This window comes from Pseudarthrobacter niigatensis (genome assembly GCF_030812615.1).
In the GTDB taxonomy this organism is placed as follows: Bacteria; Actinomycetota; Actinomycetes; order Actinomycetales; family Micrococcaceae; genus Arthrobacter; species Arthrobacter niigatensis.
Genome location: NZ_JAUSTB010000006.1, coordinates 80,847 through 99,717 on the forward strand (window position 1 = coordinate 80,847; position 18,871 = coordinate 99,717).

At 69.5% G+C, this 18,871-nt stretch carries 13 protein-coding genes; 11 read left to right on the forward strand and 2 right to left on the reverse strand.

Annotated elements, in window-relative coordinates:
* Positions 1-212: 212 nt before the first annotated feature.
* From J2T23_RS10775 to J2T23_RS10825, 11 genes are all read left to right on the forward strand, one after another.
* Entirely contained in the window at positions 213-1,451 is a 1,239-nt protein-coding gene (locus J2T23_RS10775) for an RDD family protein (RefSeq protein ID WP_307360132.1), read from the forward strand.
* Complete coding sequence (locus tag J2T23_RS10780) at positions 1,448-2,374, forward strand: PP2C family protein-serine/threonine phosphatase (RefSeq protein ID WP_307359838.1); 927 nt, start codon at positions 1,448-1,450, stop codon at positions 2,372-2,374. The genes J2T23_RS10775 and J2T23_RS10780 overlap by 4 nt, the downstream gene beginning before the upstream one ends.
* On the forward strand, positions 2,371-4,410 hold the full coding sequence (locus J2T23_RS10785) for an FHA domain-containing protein (protein WP_307359841.1): 2,040 nt from the start codon (positions 2,371-2,373) through the stop codon (positions 4,408-4,410). Before J2T23_RS10780 ends, J2T23_RS10785 begins: the two co-directional genes overlap by 4 nt.
* On the forward strand, positions 4,407-6,173 hold the full coding sequence (locus J2T23_RS10790) for a serine/threonine-protein kinase (RefSeq protein ID WP_307359844.1): 1,767 nt from the start codon (positions 4,407-4,409) through the stop codon (positions 6,171-6,173). The genes J2T23_RS10785 and J2T23_RS10790 overlap by 4 nt, the downstream gene beginning before the upstream one ends.
* Positions 6,174-6,218: 45 nt before the next feature.
* Entirely contained in the window at positions 6,219-6,923 is a 705-nt protein-coding gene (locus tag J2T23_RS10795; protein WP_307359846.1) for a hypothetical protein, read from the forward strand.
* Positions 6,920-11,365: a type VII secretion EssC family protein gene (locus J2T23_RS10800; protein ID WP_307359848.1), complete on the forward strand. Its 4,446-nt coding sequence runs from the start codon at positions 6,920-6,922 to the stop codon at positions 11,363-11,365. Before J2T23_RS10795 ends, J2T23_RS10800 begins: the two co-directional genes overlap by 4 nt.
* A gap of 121 nt (positions 11,366-11,486) precedes the next feature.
* Positions 11,487-12,122: a hypothetical protein gene (locus J2T23_RS10805; RefSeq protein WP_307359850.1), complete on the forward strand. Its 636-nt coding sequence runs from the start codon at positions 11,487-11,489 to the stop codon at positions 12,120-12,122.
* A gap of 78 nt (positions 12,123-12,200) precedes the next feature.
* Positions 12,201-14,489: an NAD-dependent DNA ligase LigA gene (ligA, locus tag J2T23_RS10810; protein ID WP_307359851.1), complete on the forward strand. Its 2,289-nt coding sequence runs from the start codon at positions 12,201-12,203 to the stop codon at positions 14,487-14,489.
* On the forward strand, positions 14,486-15,295 hold the full coding sequence (locus J2T23_RS10815) for an inositol monophosphatase family protein (RefSeq protein ID WP_141161079.1): 810 nt from the start codon (positions 14,486-14,488) through the stop codon (positions 15,293-15,295). Before ligA ends, J2T23_RS10815 begins: the two co-directional genes overlap by 4 nt.
* A gap of 124 nt (positions 15,296-15,419) precedes the next feature.
* Positions 15,420-15,923, forward strand: a complete 504-nt coding sequence (locus J2T23_RS10820) for a GNAT family N-acetyltransferase (RefSeq protein ID WP_307359854.1) — start codon at positions 15,420-15,422, stop codon at positions 15,921-15,923.
* Positions 15,924-15,969: 46 nt separating this feature from the next.
* A complete protein-coding gene (locus tag J2T23_RS10825; RefSeq protein ID WP_307359856.1) occupies positions 15,970-16,350 on the forward strand; it encodes a RidA family protein in 381 nt (126 codons plus the stop codon).
* 11 nt (positions 16,351-16,361) lie between these two features.
* Here J2T23_RS10825 and J2T23_RS10830 read toward each other — a convergent pair whose 3' ends face one another.
* Together J2T23_RS10830 and J2T23_RS10835 are read right to left on the reverse strand one after the other, a co-directional pair.
* Positions 16,362-17,024, reverse strand: a complete 663-nt coding sequence (locus J2T23_RS10830; protein WP_307359858.1) for a response regulator — start codon at positions 17,022-17,024, stop codon at positions 16,362-16,364.
* Entirely contained in the window at positions 17,017-18,771 is a 1,755-nt protein-coding gene (locus J2T23_RS10835; protein ID WP_307359860.1) for a sensor histidine kinase, read from the reverse strand. The genes J2T23_RS10830 and J2T23_RS10835 overlap by 8 nt, the downstream gene beginning before the upstream one ends.
* Between the last annotated feature and the right edge of the window lie 100 nt (positions 18,772-18,871).

Sequence of the window (18,871 nt, forward strand, 5' to 3'; positions counted from 1 at the left end):
GCTACGACAGTAGCGGTGCCCGGGAAGCGAGCCCCACGCATGCGCCCGGGATTCCCGGTACTATCCCGGTAGTAGAAAGCCCCCCGGCAGGTCGGCCGGCGGGCGCAGGACAGACGGCCCCCGGGGGCAGGAACAGCCCCCATGCGGGCGCCGGGCCGGGCATGACCGGCGGTTCCACCAGGGTGGAAGCCGCTCCAGGGGGAGGAACGGGAATGGCAGTGAACCTTCAGCTTGTTCCGGCTGCGGCGGGCAAGCGGCTTGGCGCTGCCGTCATCGACTGGCTGCCCGGGGTGGCGGTGCTGGTGGTGACGTTCGCCATCGGATTCGCCGGGATCACCCGGACCAGGAGCGGTGGCTTCATTGTGTACGACACCTCTTCCCTGGTCCTTTTCGGCGGCATTGGCCTGGGCCTCACCCTGGCCTACCTCTTCGTGGTGCTCGGGCTGGAAGCCCGCACCGGCAAGACCCCCGGCAACCTGGCCATGGGCATCCGCAGCGCGGACCAGGACGGCTACGCACCAGGCGCCGGTGCCGTCTTCCTGCGCGGCCTCATCACAGGGGCAGGCATCCTCCTGGCCCTGCCCGCGGCGGTGCTGGTAGCGGTCTTCAAATGGTTTGACGCCGCCCTGTTCATCCTCGGCCCGCTGCTCGTGGTGGGTGCTGCCTGGGCGGTGCTGGTGGTCGTTTCCAACCGATGGGACAAGAACGGCGGACTCCGGGGCTGGAACGACACCGCTGCCAAGACCCTGGTGTTCGACGTCAAGGCCGGCAGGGACCCCATCACCACCGGCGGCATCCAGGGACCCTACAGCTTCGCGCCCCTGGACCTCCCGCCCGTGCAGCAGGTGCTCTCCCCGGTGGCCCAGGCAAACACGCCCCAAGCCCCCGCAGCACAATCTGTCGCCCGGTTCCAGGCTCCCCAGGCTTCCGCACCCCACGCGCCTGCGCCGTCGGCCACCATGCCCTCACAGACCATGCCCTACACCTCGCCGGCGTCCTTCGCGCCGCCGGCCACCCCAGCCCAGGATGCCCCCGCAGGCCACCGGGTGCCGCCACAGCACGTGGACGACGACGTCGAACGCACCCAGGTGCGCCCCGGCACCGGCGGACCCGCCCAGGTGGCCGTTCTCCGCATCCGGCTCGATGACGGCCGCGATTTCCAGCTGGACCGCAGCGTCCTGGTGGGCCGCAACCCGGTGGGGCAAGCGGGCGAACAGCACGCCCAGCTGCTGGCCGTGGACGACCCCGGCCGATCCATCTCCAAGACCCACCTGCACCTGCTCACTGACGGTGCGGGCATCTGGGTGACGGACCGGCAGTCAACCAACGGAAGCGCCGTCACCACCCCGGACGGCCTGCGCACCCCCCTGGTGCCGGGCGTCCCCACGTTTGTTACCCCGGGATCCAGCGTGCACTTTGGAGACCGTACCTTTTACCTAGGACAGGCATGAACCAGCACCCCGCCAGTGTTTCCCCCACCATCCAGCCGGGGCCGGGCCTCAGCCTCACCTATGGCTACGGGACGGACAGGGGACTCCGCCGGGAGCTGAACGAGGATTCCTACATTGCCGCCGATCCGGTCTTCGCCGTGGCTGACGGCATGGGTGGACACGAGGCCGGCGAAATCGCCAGCGGCCTCTGCGTGCGCGCCCTGGCCGAAATGCCCCAGGTCACCACCGGGGAGCGGAACATCACGGCGTCCCTCCTCCAGCAGTACCTGGTCCGCGCTGACGCCTCCATCCGCGAAGCCACGGGCGCCCGCGCCGGCACCACCCTTACGGGTGCCGTGGTGGTGGAGCAAATGGGCGTGCCGTACTGGCTGGTCCTGAATATCGGCGATTCCCGCACCTACCGGCTCAGCCAGGGCCGGTTCGAGCAGATCAGCGTGGACCATTCCGAGGTCCAGGAGCTCGTTGACGCCGGCGAGATTACCGCACAGGAAGCCACCGTCCACCCGCGGCGCCACGTGGTGACCCGGGCCCTGGGCACGGGCAATGAGACGGAGGCGGACTACTGGCTCCTCCCCGTGGAGGAAGGCGACCGGGTGCTGGTCTGCTCCGACGGCCTCACCGGGGAACTGCCGGACGAGGACATTCTCCGGATCCTCAGCACCGTGGCTGATCCGCAGGAGGCGGTGGACGCCCTGATCCAGGCCGCCCTGCGCAGCGGCGGCCGGGACAACGTGACGGCCATCGTGGTGGACGCCCGGAACGTCGCGCACGACGACGGCGCCGGCACCACGGCACCGCGCCACGCCCCGGCGGACGGCGACGAAGTGACGCTGCCGCGGCCCCCGGCGTCGGAGGCGGTAACGCAGCCCCTGCCCGAACCCGTGGACGCCGGTGCGGAGCAGGCCGGGGAGCCCGGCCGATGACGGGCGCAAGCTACACCCCCGGCACCTGGCTGGGCATTGTCCGGTCAGGGACCGCAGTCCTCCTGGGCCCGGAGACACCGGCGGAACTCGCCGGGGCCATCTGGGACCTCCTGGGTTCGCGCCCCGAGCCACACGAAGTCCTGGCCGCCGTCACCAGCAGCTCCGGTGGGTCACTGTCCCGGATACCGTCGTTTGCCATCCTCGATTTCAACGGTTCGCTCCGGGTTTTCCTGCGCGGCGAGCTCGACCTCGCCGTGGAGCAGCCCGGCGGACCGGTGGATCTGGACGGCCGCGACGTGACCACCTGGACTGAGCGCAGGTTCCTGGTGGCGGGTAAGTGCCGGCTGACAATCGCCGGCGGCACGGTTGCCACGGGGCAGGGTGCCGGCAGTCCCGGCCGGCCGCTGGTTGACCTGCCACTGCCTGAACTTCCGCTGCTTGAACTTCCACTGGTGGAGGGCGTGGTGCTGCTGCGGTCCCTGACTCTGGGTGCGCCGTCCGGCCCCGCCGCCGTCGCTGCCCCAGCTCCGGCTGACCGCGACGAATCGACGGGGACTTCGGCCGGTGGTGACGGCACCTTCGCCGTCAATTCTTCCGGCGAGGTGGACGGTCCCGCCGGCATCGACCAGCCCGTTGCCCCGGAAATGCCAACGGGTGGGGGCGAACCGGCCGCCGATGCGTCCGTATGGACCGCCACTGCCATGCCGGCCGCAACCGCCGGTGACCTTCGGCAACCGGACGCGCAGCCCGATCCGGAGTCCGCTGTGCGCCACCTTGATCCGGAAGCCACCATTGCCCCCGGCGCGATCATCGACGCGGACGGAGAGCTTCTCGAAGGAACCGGTACCCAAGACTCGGCAGGCCTTGGGGACCCGGGACCGGAGCTGCCCGGCCCCGGTACAACCGGGGCAGAGCCAACCGCCGCGGCGGGCCACGCCGATGCCGCCCCCGCCGCGGAGGTGACCACGTCCTACGACCACCTGTGGGACCGCACCGTGATGCGGAACATCGAGGACGCCGCCGTCCGCGAGGACCCAGATGCCGATTCCGGGCACGTGGTGCCGCAGCAACAGCCTGCGCTGACCGCCGCCGAACCACTGCCCGCGCTCGGGACGGCAGAAGAGGCGGCGCCGGCAGGCTCCGCCGCTGAACCGGGGCCAGCGGAAGCCGGTGCAGCAGAAGCCGGGCCTGCGCCTGCAAGTCCCGGCGATGCAGCGGGACCCGGGACCGGCCGGGACGATGCTGCTGCCGGTCCGCCCCGTCCTGCGTCGGCTGGAGTCCTCATCGACTCCGTCCCCTGGCGCACAGGGGGAACAGATCCCACCCCCGCCCGCCCCGGGAGCCGGCCAGCTGTCCAGGAACCCGCTGCCCCGGAACCCGCGCCCGTCCCGGAACCCGCACCTGTCCAGGCTCCCGCGGCAGCCCATGGACCGCTGGCGCACCCGCCCGCCCCGGGCCAGCAGCCCGGCCCAGGCTTCGACCCTGACCACGACGGCCAGACAGTCATGAAGAGCAGCCTCGCCGGAACCGCGGGCCCGGCCTCGAACACACCTGCCGGGCAGCAGGACGCCGGGAGTGGCCCGCTGGTGCTGGCGCGCATCTGCGCCCAGGGTCACGCCAACCCGCCTACCCGTGCCCAGTGCAGCGTCTGCGGGGGCGCCCTGTTGCCCGATGCGGTGCAGGTGGCCCGTCCCCGGCTGGGGCGGATGCGGCTTTCCACCGGAGACCTGCTGGACCTCGACCAGTCCATGGTGATCGGCCGCCAGCCGTCGGTATCCCGCGTCCAGGGCGGGGTGATGCCGCGCCTGGTGCAGGTGGCAAGCCCGGGCGGTGACATCTCGCGCTCCCACGTGGAGGTGCGGCTTGAGGGCTGGCACGTGATGCTCTGCGACCTCAAGGCCACCAACGGCACCGTCCTGGTCCGCGAAGGCCAACCGCCGCGCCGCCTCGCCCAGAACGAGATGGCCATCCTGCTCGACGGCGACATCGCCGAACTGGGCGACAACATCTCATTGCGTTTTGAGGAGATTCCTTGAGTTCCAAACGGCCCGTTGCGCCGCCGCCCCGCATTCCGGGGTTCACCTACATCAGCCTGCTCGGTTCGGGCGGCTTTTCGGACGTCTACCTCTACGAACAGGACAGGCCGCGCCGGAAGGTGGCCGTCAAGGTACTCCTGTCCGACCTGAAGACGGAGGGTGCCCGCCGGCGCTTCGAGTCCGAGGCCAACCTCATGGCCCAGCTGTCCTCGCACCCCTACATCGTCACGATTTTCGAAGCGGAAGTAACAGACGACGGGCACTCCTACCTGGCCATGGAGTACTGCTCCCGGCCCAGCCTGGATGTGAGGTACCGGCGCCAGCGCTTCAGCGTTGACGAAGTCCTGGCCGTCGGCATCCAGGTGGCCTCCGCCGTCGAAACCGCCCACCGTGCCGGCATCGCCCACCGCGACATCAAACCCGCCAACATCCTGGTGACGGACTACAACCGTCCCGCGCTGACCGACTTCGGGATCTCCGGCACCCTTGCCGGGGACTCCGACGACGACTCCGGCATGTCCATTCCCTGGTCGCCGCCGGAGCAGTTCCGGGATGGCAGCGTTGACGGCGTCATGGTGGACGTGTGGGCCCTCGGCGCCACCCTGTACACCCTGCTCGCCGGCCGGTCGCCCTTCGTCATGCCAGGGGCGGACAACTCACAGCGCGAACTCATCAACCGGATCAGCAACACGCCTCTGCCCCGGCTGGGCCGTCCGGATGTGCCGGAGTCGCTGGAACTGGCCCTGGCAACCGCCATGGCCAAGTCGCCGCAGTCCCGGTACTCCTCCGCACACGCCTTCGCCCTCGCCCTCCAGCGCATCCAGGCAGAACTCAACCTCTCCGTGACGCCCTTCGAGGTCCTTGAGGAACCCCAGCAGGAGGAGGGCCACCCGGACGACGGCACGGAGGAAACGCGCGTCCGCAGCATCGCCGCCATTGATCCCGAGCGCACCGGAAGCGCGCCCACCTTCCCGGCCCGCACCCGCCCCAGCGCACCCGGTGCCGGGACCGATGCCACGGGACGCCGTGGCGGCGCCGTCCCGCCGTCGTCCTTCACGCCCGCCGGCCCCGGCCAATGGCGGCCGGCCCCCGCCGTGCCCTCCATCCCGGCGGGTCCCGCTGGAACGGATGGCCACGGAGCACGCGCGGCCGACGGCGGCGGCCAGGGGGAGTGGGCCCAGTCCACCGTCCTGCGCGGCAGCCCGGGCACGGCGACCTATGGTGCCCCGGTAAGGGACGACGCCGGGCCTGACACCTACACCGCCGACGCAACCGTGCACCGGCCCGTGAACGTGGACGAGCCCGCGGCGGAGCCGGCGGCAGACCATGGCAAGCGCAACCTTTGGCTCGCGCTGGCCGGCGGAACCCTCCTGGCCCTGGCGGCGGTGGTGGGCATCGTGGTGGCCAACACTGCCACCGGGACGCCCAAAGCGGTGGAAACCCAGCAGGCCAGCAAGCCGCCGGCGGACGCCGTGGACAGCGGGACTGTCCCCAGTGTTGAAGGCCTCTCGGCAGCACGAAAGCCCGAAGATCCAAACACCATCATCTTCTCCTGGACCAACCCCCAGCCCAGGGAGGGCGACTCATACAAGTACCGCTCCAAATCCGCCAAGGCGGACGGGCCCTACGAAACCACGAAAGTACCGAAGACTTTTGTTTCCGGGTTCGGCCCGACTCCCATTTGCCTGGAAGTGATCCTGGTGCGGGCCGACGGCAGCGCCTCGCCGGAAGGCCCGGACTCCATCGCTTGCCTGCAGGACTAGCCAGCTGATGACGCAAACACATTGCCCACTGAGGAGGCACAGATCATGGGGGATCTAGCAATAGATTTCTGTGGCGAATGGTACGAGCCATCGGACGAGGACATTTTCAGTATCGGCCGCGAAGGCGACCTTGAAGTGGACGACAATCCGTACCTGCACCGGCAGTTCCTGCAGGTGGCCCGTTACGACGGCATCTGGTGGCTCAGCAACGTGGGCAGCATGTTGTCCGCCACCGTGGCTGACGCCTCCGGCGGCATGCAGGCATGGTTGTCGCCCGGGGCCCGGATTCCGCTGGTGTTCAGCCACACCAACGTCATCTTCACGGCCGGGCCCACCACCTACGAGTTCGCCGTGCACCTGAAGACGCCGTCCTTCCGGCAGGAAGCCCGGGACGGCGCCAGCAGCGGCGACACCACCATCGGCCCCGTGGTCTTCACCGACGCCCAGAAGGCACTGATCGTCGCCCTCGCCGAGCCGGTGCTCCGGCGCGAAGGCACCGGTTTCAGCACCATCCCGTCTTCGGCGGCCGCCGCCAAGACCCTGGGCTGGGCGCTGACCCGCTTCAACCGCAAACTGGACAACGTCTGCGACAAGCTGGACCGCGTTGGCGTGGTGGGCCTGCGCGGAGGCGGCGGGAAGCTCGCCACCAACCGCCGCGCACGGTTGGTGGAACACGCCGTCACCACCCACCTGGTGACACCCGATGACCTGTACCTGCTCGAAAAGATGAGGGGCGTGGACGAAGGATGAGGATCCGGCTGACACTCCGCCGCGAACCCGCCCAAGCCAAGGACCTGGCCGTCACGGTGGACGGCCTGGCCACCGTGGCCGACATCGCCACCGTGCTTTGGGCGGCCGACCCTGACCGCAAGGGCACCCCTGCCCCGGACAACCTGTCCCTGCGCATCGACGAGGCCTTCGTGGGTGCCGGCATCAGCGGCAACGTCCTGGCCCGGGAGGACAACCTGCTCGAATCGGGCCTGCGCCCGGGCTCCGTGGTGTCGCTGGCCCAGGTCAGCGGGCAGTTCCACGAACCCGGAGCCAGCCGTGGGCCTGCCGCGGCCACCTTGCGTGTGTTGTCCGGGCCCGACGCCGGCCGCGAATTTTCGCTGCCCAGCGGCACCAGCTACATCGGCCGGGACCGGGACGTGGACATCCGCCTGACGGATCCGCTCACCTCCAAGCGGCACGCCCGGATCACGGTGGGCGAAAGCATCGAGATCGTGGACACCAACTCCGCCAACGGCCTCCTGATGGACGGGCTGCCCGTCACCCGCGCCACCCTGAACTCATCGGACACGGTGACCCTGGGGGACACCACCGTCACCGTGGTGCCGCTGGGGCACAACCACGCGGCAGCGCCGACGTCGCCCCTGGTGAACTTCAACCGCTCCCCGCGGGTGGTGCCCCGCTTCGACGTGCCCAAGCGCGTCCTCCCTGCCGGGCCCAAGCGGCCGGAGGACCAGCCGTTCCCGTACATCATGCTGGTGGCGCCCCTGATGATGGGCGCGGTCATCTTCGCGGTCACCCAGAACGTGCTCTCCATGGTGTTCATGCTGATGATGCCCCTGTTCATCGTGGGCCATTACGTTGACACCAGGATGCGGACGCGGAAGCAGCAGAAGGAACAGCTCAAGCAGTTCCGCGCCTCCATGGCCGCGTTCCGGCAGGACCTGACCGAACTGCAGCAGGTGGAACGGGCGGTCCGGCTCCAGGAAGCACCGTCCGTCAGCGACACCGTGGATGCCATCTACAAGCTGGGGCCTTTGCTGTGGACGCACCGGCCCGAGCACTCCTCCTTCCTGGGCCTGCGCTTTGGACTGGGGACCGCGCCGTCGCGGGTCCCGCTGGAAGAGCCGTCCAACAATGACACCGAGGTCCAGTACGCCCGCGAAATCCAGGACTGCATCAAACAGTTCAGCGAGATCGAGGGCGTCCCCGTGGTCTCCCAGCTGCGCACCTCCGGCGCCCTGGGCATCGCGGGTGCCCGCGGCCTGGTGGACGATGTTGCCCGCGGCATGGTGCTGCAGCTCGTCGGGCTGCATTCACCCGCCGAGGTGGTCCTGACGGCCATTACGTCCGCCCAGTCCCGCGAACGCTGGAACTGGCTGCAGTGGCTGCCGCACGTGGGCTCGGGGCACAGCCCGCTGGGCGGGGACCACCTGGCCGCCGGCTCGGCCGGCGGTTCGTCCCTGCTGGCCCGGCTTGAGGACCTGGTGGATGCCCGCGAAGCGGCGGCGAAGCGGACCGCCCCGGACCTCCGCCCCGGCATCGACCCCGCCAAGCATGAACTCGAAGAGCCGGTCCTTCCGTCGGTGCTGGTCATCGTGGAGGACGACGCTCCCGTGGACCGCGGCCGGCTGACCCGGCTGGCGGAACGCGGGCCCGACTCCGGCGTACACGTCCTATGGGTGGCCACCGACATCCAGGCCCTCCCGGCCGCCTGCCGCGACTTCATGGTGGTGGACGGCGACCACGGGACCACCACCGGCCAGGTGCGCCTGGGCCGCCACACGTATCCGGTCAGCTGTGAAAGCGTGGACGCGGAGCTCGCCGCCCAGCTGGCCCGGATGCTGGCCCCCGTGGTGGATGTGGGCAAGCCTGTCAACGACGACTCCGACCTGCCCCGTGCAGTGTCCTACGCGACGCTGATCGGCAAGGATTTCCTGGACAACCCGCAGTCGGTGGCCGAGCGCTGGACGGAAAACAACTCCGTGCATGCCACCGCCGTGGCGAACCGCAAGGACAACGGCACGCTCCGGGCCCTGGTGGGGTCCAAGGGCATCGAGCCGCTGTACCTGGACCTGAAGAACGAGGGGCCGCACGCGTTGGTGGGCGGCACCACCGGCGCCGGCAAGTCCGAGTTCCTGCAGTCCTGGGTCATGGGCATGGCCGCCGCCTACAGCCCGGACCGGGTCAGCTTCCTGTTCGTGGATTACAAGGGCGGCGCCGCATTCGCGGACTGCATCAACCTGCCGCACACCGTCGGGCTTGTCACCGACCTGTCTCCGCACCTGGTCCGCCGGGCCCTGACGTCGCTGCGCGCGGAGCTGCACTACCGTGAGCAGCTGCTGAACCGGAAGAAGGCCAAGGACCTGCTGGCCCTGCAGCGCGAAGCAGACCCCGAAGCCCCGCCGTACCTGATCATCATCGTGGACGAGTTCGCCGCCCTCGCCAACGATGTTCCGGAGTTCGTGGACGGCGTGGTGGACGTGGCCGCCCGCGGCCGCTCCCTGGGCCTGCACCTGATCCTTGCAACCCAGCGGCCGGCCGGCGTCATCAAGGACAACCTGCGCGCCAACACCAACCTCCGCGTGGCCCTTCGCATGGCCGATGAGGATGACGCTACGGACATCCTCGGCGTCCCGGACGCCGCCTACTTCGACCCCGCCATCCCGGGCCGCGGCGCCGCCAAGACCGGGCCGGGCCGCATCCAGGGGTTCCAGACCGGCTATGCCGGCGGCTGGACCACCGACAAGCCGCAGCGGCCCCAGATCGACATCGTGGAAATGGCCTTCGGCTCAGGTCCCAGCTGGGAAGCGCCGGCCCCTGACAAGCCTGTTGTCCAGGAACCGGCGGGACCCAACGACATCGCCAGGATGACCTCCACCATCGTCCACGCAGCGGACACCCTGGCCATCCAGCCGCCCCGCAGGCCATGGCTGGACGAACTGGCCAAGACCTACGATTTCTCCAAGCTGCCCAACCCGCGCACCGACGAACAGCTCCTGCTCGGCGTGGCCGACGACCCCGCGCACCAGGACCAGCCCACCGTGTTCTACGAACCGGACCGGGACGGCAACATGGCCATCTACGGAACGGGCGGTTCCGGCAAGTCCGCAGCCCTGCGCGGCATTGCCATTGCCGCCGCGGTCACCCCGCGCGGGGGCCCCGTCCACGTGTACGGCATCGACTGCGGCTCCTCCGGACTGAGGATGCTGGAAGAGCTTCCGCACGTGGGTGAGATCATCAACGGCGACGACGTGGAACGCGTTGGGCGGCTCCTGCGCCTCCTGCGGGACATCGCCGAGCTGCGGTCCGCACAGTTCGCTGAGGTGCGGGCATCCACCATCGTGGAGTACCGGAAGCTGGCCAACCGGCCGGACGAGAAGCGGATCTTCGTACTGGTGGACGGCATGTCAGCATTCCGCGAAGCCTACGAGCACAGCAAGCTTTCCGGGCTCTGGGACATTTTCCTGCAACTTGCCACCGACGGCCGCACCCTCGGCATCCACCTGGTGGTGACGGGGGACCGGCCCAACGCCGTCCCCGCATCGCTGCTCGCCTCCATCCAGCGGCGGCTGGTGCTGCGGCTCTCCAACGAGGACGACTACATCTCCATGGACGTACCCAGGGATGTCCTCACCGCAACGTCGCCCCCGGGCCGCGGCCTGCTGGACGGGCTCGAAGTGCAGCTGGCCGTCCTGGGCGGCAACTCCAACCTGGCCCTGCAGGCCCGGGAAGTCCATAAGCTCAGCGAGGCGATGCTGCGCCAGGGCCTCGGTACCGCACCCGGGATCGAGCGGCTGCCCGAGCAGGTGGACCTGGATGTCCTGCCCGCGGGCAGCCCGGACCTGCCGGTGGTCGGCGTGGACGACGAGTCCCTGCAGCCCGCGGAGATCATGGCCCGCGGCCCGCTGCTGCTGGCAGGCCCCCCGGGCGCCGGCCGGACCGTGGCCCTGGTGACCCTGGCCTACGCCCTGCGCCGGTCAAACCCCGCTACCGAGCTGATCTACCTCGGATCCCGCCGGTCCGCCGTCGCCTCCCTCCCCATCTGGAACCGCTCCGTGGTGGGACCGGACGACCTCGCCGAGGTTGTGGAGGACCTGGTGGAGCATTCCACCGGGAATCCCGGGGCTGTGGCGTTCTTCATCGAAGGCCTGACCGAATTCACGGACACCCTCGCCGAATCAGGGATGGCACAGCTGGTCACCGCGTCACTGAAGGCGGACCAGTGGGTGGTGGGAGAGTCCGAGACCTCCACCTGGTCCAGCGCCTGGCAGCTTGCCCAGCCTTTCAAATCCGGGCGCCGGGGCCTGCTGCTCAACCCGGGCGACATCGAAGGCGACAGCCTGCTCAACACCTCGCTGGGCCGGGTCAGCCCCGACTTCATCCCGGGCCGCGGGTACGTGGTGGGCCGCGGCAAGGCCCGGAAGATCCAGGTGGCGCTGCCGCCCGAAAACCGGGACTGAGCAGGACCAACGACGGCGGGGCTGCTGCTGCGGCGGATTTGCGGCCCCGCCCGGCGCTGTAGAAGACTACCGGGGACACCAGAAAGCCGCGGTGGGGGGCTGCGCGCATCGAAAGGTAGCAATGACCCCGTCCGCTCCGATCCTCCGTGCCGTCCCGACGACGGCTTCAGCAGCTGCCCTGGCCCTGGCTCTTGGCTTCTTCCCGGCCGGGCCCGCGCTCGCCGCCGCCACCGCACCCTCGCCGACTCCGGCGTCGGAAACCCAGGCCCCATCTGACTGCGGGCTGGTCTGCGTACCCATCCTCGCCAGCAGCCCCGACGCCGGCCAGACCGGGCGTCCGCGGAAGTCCAGGGACCCGGTCCCGCCGCCGAGCCAGCCGGCACCTCCCGCCGGAGCGCCTGCACCGACGGCCCAGTCCGGCCAGCCCCAACCCGCACAGCCCGACGTCCCGGCCCCGGACCCCGCACAGCTTCCTGCAACGGCGGCGCCGGACCCGGAGGTGGCCGCTCCCACGGAATCGCCGTCAGCCACAGCGGGCTACCGCCCACCCACCGGCCCCTCGAGCGGGCAGGACTGGAACAGCCCCGTCACCCGCTCCAGCGGGCCCACCCAGATGGCTGCCGTGGCACCTGCCGGCGGTGAGGGCCCGGGCGGCCCGGCCCTCGGGCCCATCGCCCTGGGCACGCTGCTGGTGGGCACTTCCGCCGGTGCCTTCGCCGTGTGGAACCGGAACCGGAACCGGCTCCGCTCGCACTGAGCGGTCCATCCGGCCAAACGGGCGGGTGCCACGCCGTGCTGTCCCCTGGCTGTCCGGGGTGTAGGGCAAGATAGGTCTGTGAGCACAGGACCAGGACCCGCAGAACAGACCGCCACCCGGACCACGGCACCGCACCAGCCCGAAGCGGTACCCACCGAAGCCATCCGCGAGGAGTACGAAAACCTTGCTGACCTGGTCCGGAAGTACCGGTTTGCGTACTACCAGGAGGACGCGCCCCTGGTATCGGACGCCGAGTTCGATTCGCTCTTCCGCCGCCTTGAGGAGATTGAGGCGCTGCACCCCGAGCTTGTCGCCAACGATTCACCCACCCAGGAAGTGGGCGGGGAGGTCTCCGCCGCCTTCGCGCCGGTGCAACACCTGCAGCGCATGTACAGCCTGGAGGACGTCTTCTCGCTGGAGGAGCTCGAGGCCTGGCTCAACCGGGCCGAGGCCAGCATCGAAAGAATTGGCGACGGCGGCGCAAAGGCCGCCTGGCTGACCGAACTGAAGATCGATGGCCTGGCAGTCAACCTCCTGTACCGCGACGGCAAGCTGGTGCGCGCTGCCACCCGCGGCGACGGCACCACCGGCGAAGACATCACCCACAACCTGCTCACCATCAAGGAAATCCCGCAGGAACTGCACGGGACCGGCTTTCCCGCGGAAATGGAGGTGCGCGGCGAAGTCTTCATCCCGTCCAAGGCGTTCGCCGAGTTCAATGAGGCCCTGATCGAAGCCGGCAAGGCGCCGCTGGCCAACCCCCGCAACGCCGCGGCCGGTTCGCTGCGGCAAAAGGACCCGGCGGAGACGGCCAAGCGGCCGTTGAAGATGTTCGTCCACGGCATCGGCGCCCGCGAGGGCCTTGCCGCCGGCAGCCAGTCGGAAACCTACGGACTGCTTAAGGAATGGGGCCTGCCGGTCAGCCCCTACTTCGAGGTGCTGGCCGCCCGGGACGACGTCCTGGCCTTCATCAAGCGGTACGGGGACCAGCGCCACAAACTGCTCCACGAAATCGACGGCATCGTCATCAAGGTCGATGATTTCGCCACCCAGCGGGCCCTCGGAAACACCACCCGCGTTCCGCGCTGGGCCGTGGCGTACAAATACCCGCCGGAGGAAGTCCACACCAAACTGCTGGATATCCAGGTCAACGTGGGCCGCACCGGCCGGGTCACGCCCTACGGTGTCATGGAGCCGGTCAAGGTTGCCGGATCCACCGTGGAAATGGCCACCCTGCACAACCAGGACGTGGTCAAGGCCAAGGGCGTCAAGATCGGCGACATTGTCGTCCTGCGCAAGGCAGGGGACGTCATCCCCGAAATCGTGGGCCCGGTCCTGAACCTCCGGGACCAGCAGGACCCGCCGGTGCGCGACTTCGTGATGCCCACCGAGTGCCCGTCCTGCGGTACCCCGCTGGCACCTGCCAAGGAGGGGGACGTGGACGTCCGCTGCCCCAACGCCAGGTCCTGCCCGTCCCAGCTGCGGGAGCGGGTGTTCCACGTGGCCGGCCGTGGGGCCTTCGATATCGAGGCCCTCGGTTGGGAAGCGGCCATCGCGCTGACCCAGCCTGCCGAACCGGACACCCCTCCGCTCACCTCCGAAGCACGGCTGTTCGACCTCACCCCCGAAGACCTGGCCGGCGTCCGGATCCGGCGTGAGAAAAAGGCCAAGGGCGTCCCCACCGGCGAATATGAACTGGTGCCGTACTTCTTCAGCAAGGGCACGGCCAAGTCGCCATCCAAGCCAACCGCGAACACCCAGAAACTGTTCAAGGAACTGGAAAAGGCCAAGACCCAGCCCCTTTGGCGGGTTTTGGTGGCGCTGTCCATCCGGCACGTTGGTCCCCGCGCATCACGGGCCCTGGCACAGGCGTTCGGCAGCATGGACCGCATCCGCGCCGCGTCCGAGGAGGAACTCGCGCACGTGGACGGCGTCGGCCCCACCATCGCCGCCGCGCTGAAGGAGTGGTTCGCCGAGGACTGGCACGTCGAGATCATCGACCGCTGGGCCGCCGCAGGTGTACGCATGGAAGACGAACGCGACGAGTCCATGCCGCGCACCCTGGAGGGGCTGACCGTGGTGGTCACCGGTTCCCTGCCCAACTTCAGCCGTGACGAGGCCAAGGAAGCCATCCTGCTCCGCGGCGGCAAGGCAGCCGGCTCGGTCTCCAGGAACACCAGCTATGTGGTGGCCGGCGAAAGCGCCGGCAGCAAGCTGGACAAGGCAGAGCAACTGGGCATCCGCGTCCTGGACGAGGACGGGTTCCGGCAACTGCTCGACGGCGGCCCGGCAGCCTTGGGGGACTCGGCGGACGAAGACGTGACCGAGGAAGAGGCAATGGAAGTAGTGACTGGGGAGGACGCATGACGTCTGCAACGGAACTGCTGGAGGTGGCCAAACAGGCCGCCGCGGCAGGCGCAAAGGTCCTGTCCGGCCGTGACGGCAGCGCCCTGGACGCAAGCAACAAGGGAGCGGCCGGGGACTGGGTCACCGCCTTCGACCTGGCCGCGGAAAACGCCGTGCGCCGCGTCATCACCGCCGCCCGCCCCGGCGACAGCATCACCGGCGAGGAACAGGGAACCACCCGCTCCGCCCACCCCACCGGTTACCGCTGGTCCATCGACCCCCTGGACGGCACCACCAACTTCATCCGCAACATCGTCTACTACGCCACCTCGGTGGCTGTCGCCGATGCCGGCGGCGCCTGGCTGGCGGGCGTCGTCAACGCCCCCGCCCTGGGCCGGGTGTACTACGCTGCCCGCGGCCAGGGTGCGTGGCTTGAGGAACGCGGCACAGTCACCAGGCTCGATGGACCGGTACCGGGCCGTGCCGGGCAGATCCTGGCCACAGGGTTCAGCTACGAGCCCGAAATCCGCGCCCAACAGGCGGCTGCCTTCGGCACGTTGATGGACGGCTTTGCCGATGTCCGCCGGCTTGGTTCCGCCGCCCTGGACCTGTGCATGGTGGCCGACGGAACCCACGATGCCTACGGTGAGCGGGGGCTGAACGAGCATGACTTTTCAGCCGGTGCCCTGATCGCGGAGGAGGCCGGCTGCTGGGTGCGCAGGCCGCGGCTCACCAGCCCGCTCGACGGCGGACCAACGGACGACGAGCGCCTGGACGCCTGGACCTGCGCGGCCGGGTTGGAGCTGTCAGGGAAGTTTCCGCTTTGAGCGGGCCGCCCTGGATGGGCACTGGGCGGCCTCATCGAAGGAGCGGGGTGTCCGTTCTGATAGTTCTGTCACGGAAAGTGCCTTCCTGCCGTCCAGTGGGCGGGGCCGCCACTAGCATTGACGGGTGCAGCCGCAGATAACCATCCGTCCCGCCGTCGAGGCCGACTTCGCCGCCATTGCCCGCATCACCGGGGCTTCGTATCTTTCGGCAGGCTACTTCGACGACGCCGCGCACCCCTACATGGTCAAGATCATGGATGTGGCAGAGCGCGCGGAGCAGGCAACCATCTGGGTGGCGGAGCGCGAGGGAGCTGTCATCGGTTCCGTCACGCTGGCGCTGGCGGGGGAGCCGTACGCGGATATCGCCCTGCAGGATGAGCTGGAATTCCGGATGCTGGTGGTGGACCCCGCCGTCCAGCGCAGCGGGGCCGGCAAAGCCATGGTGGAGGCCATCATCGGCCATGCCAGGACCCTCCCCGGCATCCGTGCGGTGGCCCTCACCACCGGCCAAACCTGGGAGAGCGCGCACGGGCTCTACCGCAAGACCGGCTTCCAGCGGGTGCCTGCACGGGACTGGCTGGTCCCCGGAACCGACATAAAACTGCTGGTTTACCGGCGCGACCTGTAGCAGCCCTACAGTGGTGGCGACCCATTCCAGCTTTGAAAGGCCCACCATGCGCAAAACCTTCGGCAGCGGATCCGTCTGGGAACAGACCCTCGGCTATTCCCGCGCCGTCCAGGTGGACAACACCCTCTACATCTCTGCCACCGCTGCGAGCGGCGACGACGGAGTGGTGGGGGATGACTTCTACACCCAAACCCAGTACATCCTGCAGAAACTCGGCAAGGTCCTGGCCGACGCCGGCTTCGGCTACGGGGACGTGGTGCAGTCCAAGCTGTACCTGACGGACATCAGCAAATGGGAAGAGGCCGGCCGGGCCCACGGCGAAGTGTTCGGTGAGATCCGCCCCACCCTCTCCCTGGTGCACGTGCTCCCGTTCCTTGACCCAAAGATGCTCGTCGAGATCGAACTGGTCGCGCAGAAAAGCGCGTAGTTTCTCCGGCCCTACCGTGCCGGCAGGCCGTAGCGGTGCTCCGGCCTGCCCGTGGTGCCGTAGCGGAGCTGGATGTCCACCGCCCCGTCGTCCGCCAGCGAGGACAGGTACCGCTGGGCGGTGGCGCGGGAAACGCCCACCCGGGCGGCCACCTCGGCGGCGGAGTACTGCTCGCCGGGGGCCAGCGATTCCAGCACCGCGGCCTCCGTTGCGGAACGTGGTTTCGACGACGGCGTGACATCCCCCGGAATCAGCGCACGTTTGGCGCGCTCCACGCCGTCCTGGTCCAGTGCCCCGGGCTGGCCCAGGAGGCGCCGGTACCTGGCATAGGAGCGCAGCTGCTGCGACAGTGACTCCGCCGTGAAGGGCTTGAGCAGGTAGCCCAGGGCGCCGCGGCGGAACGCCACCCGGACCGACGCGGTGTCGGAGGCGGCGCTGAGGATGATCGTGTCCACATCCAGCTGCTGCAGCAGGTCCAGCCCGGAGGCATCCGGCAGGTACACATCCAGGAGTACCAAATCCGGCCGCAGGCTGTGGATGGCCTGCAAGGCCAGCGACGCCGTACCGACGGGCGCCAGGGCCAGGAAGCCGGCCACCGAATCCACGTAGGCGGCGTGCAGCTTCGCCACGTGGAAGTCGTCGTCCACGATCAGGACCCGAAAATCGTCAGCCATTCTTTTCCTTTCCGGCTTCCCCCGTGGTCTTTGCGGCGGCGCTTCCCGCCGTCGTATGCGGAAGGGTGGCCATGAACACGGCACCCGGCCCACCCGTGGCCCCGCGGTCCAGCACCTTCACATCGCCGCCGCGGCGCCGCGCCAGCTGGCGGGCCAGCGCCAGGCCGAAACCCTGGCCGCCGCCGGCGCGGACCGGGCCGGCGGCGGTGGTGAAACCTTCGGCGAACACGCGTTCCGTGTCCGTGCCTTCCGCCAGCCCGTCACCCGAGTCCGCCACCACGACGTGCAGCGTGCCGCCGTCGTCGCCCGGTTCATCCAGCACCTCCAGCTCAACCCAGCGGTCCGTGGACAACCCCGCCACAGCGGCGTTGACGGCGTTGTCGATCAGGTTTCCCAGCACCGTGGTCACATCCTGGGCCTCCGTCACCTGCCCGCGGACCAGGGTCTCCGGGCCGATGCGCAGTGCGACGCCCCGTTCGTCTGCCTCCACGCCCTTGGCACCCACGAATGCCTGCAGGTAAGGGTCCTGCAGCAGCTCGGCCTGGTCCACCGGGAACTTCAGCGGTCCGGTGGCGGCCAGCCCCGCAAGGTAGTCGCGGGCTTCCTGGTGCTGACCGATGCCCAGGAAACCGGCAAGGGTGTGCAGCTGGTTGGCGAACTCGTGCCGCTGGGCGCGCAGGGCGGTGGACATGGTGCCGACGGCATCGAGTTGCCGCGTAAGCTCCTGCAGTTCCGTCCGGTCACGCAGCATGACCACCCAGCCCAGGTCCTCCCTGCGGTGCAGGGCCTTGCGCGCATTCACCACCAGCACCCGGCCGCCGGCCACCAGTTCGAGGGCGTCCTGGGTTGATCCGCCGCTACCCACCGCCGGACCTGCAACACCGATTCCGGTGCGCGTGAGGGACTTCAGCTGTTCCGGGACGGGGGCATCCTCCCACCGGGACCCCGACAGGTCGGGCAATCCAAGCAGCCGCTGCGCTGCGGCGTTGAACACGCTGACCCGGCCGTCGGCACTGACGCCGATCACGCCGTCGTCCACGCCCTGCAGCACCGCCACCTGGTCGTGGACCAGCGTGCTGATCTCCTCCGGTTCCAGGCCCAGGGTGAGGCGCTGCAGGCGGCGGCGCAGCAGGAAGGACCCCAGTACCCCGGCCAGCAGGGCGCCGGCGGCGGTCAGGGCCACCGGGCCGATGTCGCGGCTCACGCTCTGTGCCACCGTTTCCATGGAGTAGCCGACGCTCACCTCACCCACCACCGTGCTGGTGCCCGGCGCGTACACCGGAACCTTCGCGCCGGCCGACGGGCCAAGCGTTCCGGTGTTACGGGTAGTGATCTCCTGCCCGGACAATGCTTCGGACGGGTCGGTGCTCACCTTTTCGCCCAGCCGCTGCGGATCCGGGTGGGCCAGCCTGATCCCCGTTTCGTCGGTTATCACCACGAACAGCGCCCCGGTCCGGGTCCGCGCTGCCTCCGCGGACGCCTGCAGCGGGCCGGCCAGGAGCTCGGCCGGCGGGGGAGTGCCGGGCTGGTCGCTGATGGCCAGCACATCTGCGCGGACCTCCGGATCGGAGGCGACGGTCCGTGCCAACGTCAGTGCCTGGTTCTCCGCGTCGCTGCCCACCCGGTCGTAGGTCAGCCAGGCGTGAACGGCGGTGCTCAGCAGCACGACCAGCAGCACCACGGCCAGTTGGAGCAGCAGCGTCTGGGTGGAAAACCGCAGCGGCTGCCGGGGCACGGAACGCTGCATTCATCCTCCTTGACGGGTGGCAGGGGCCACGGTTCCGGCGCGGTGGCGCCGTGAGCACAATGAGCAAAATGCTCCCAATAAGCAGTATGCCAATCAATTG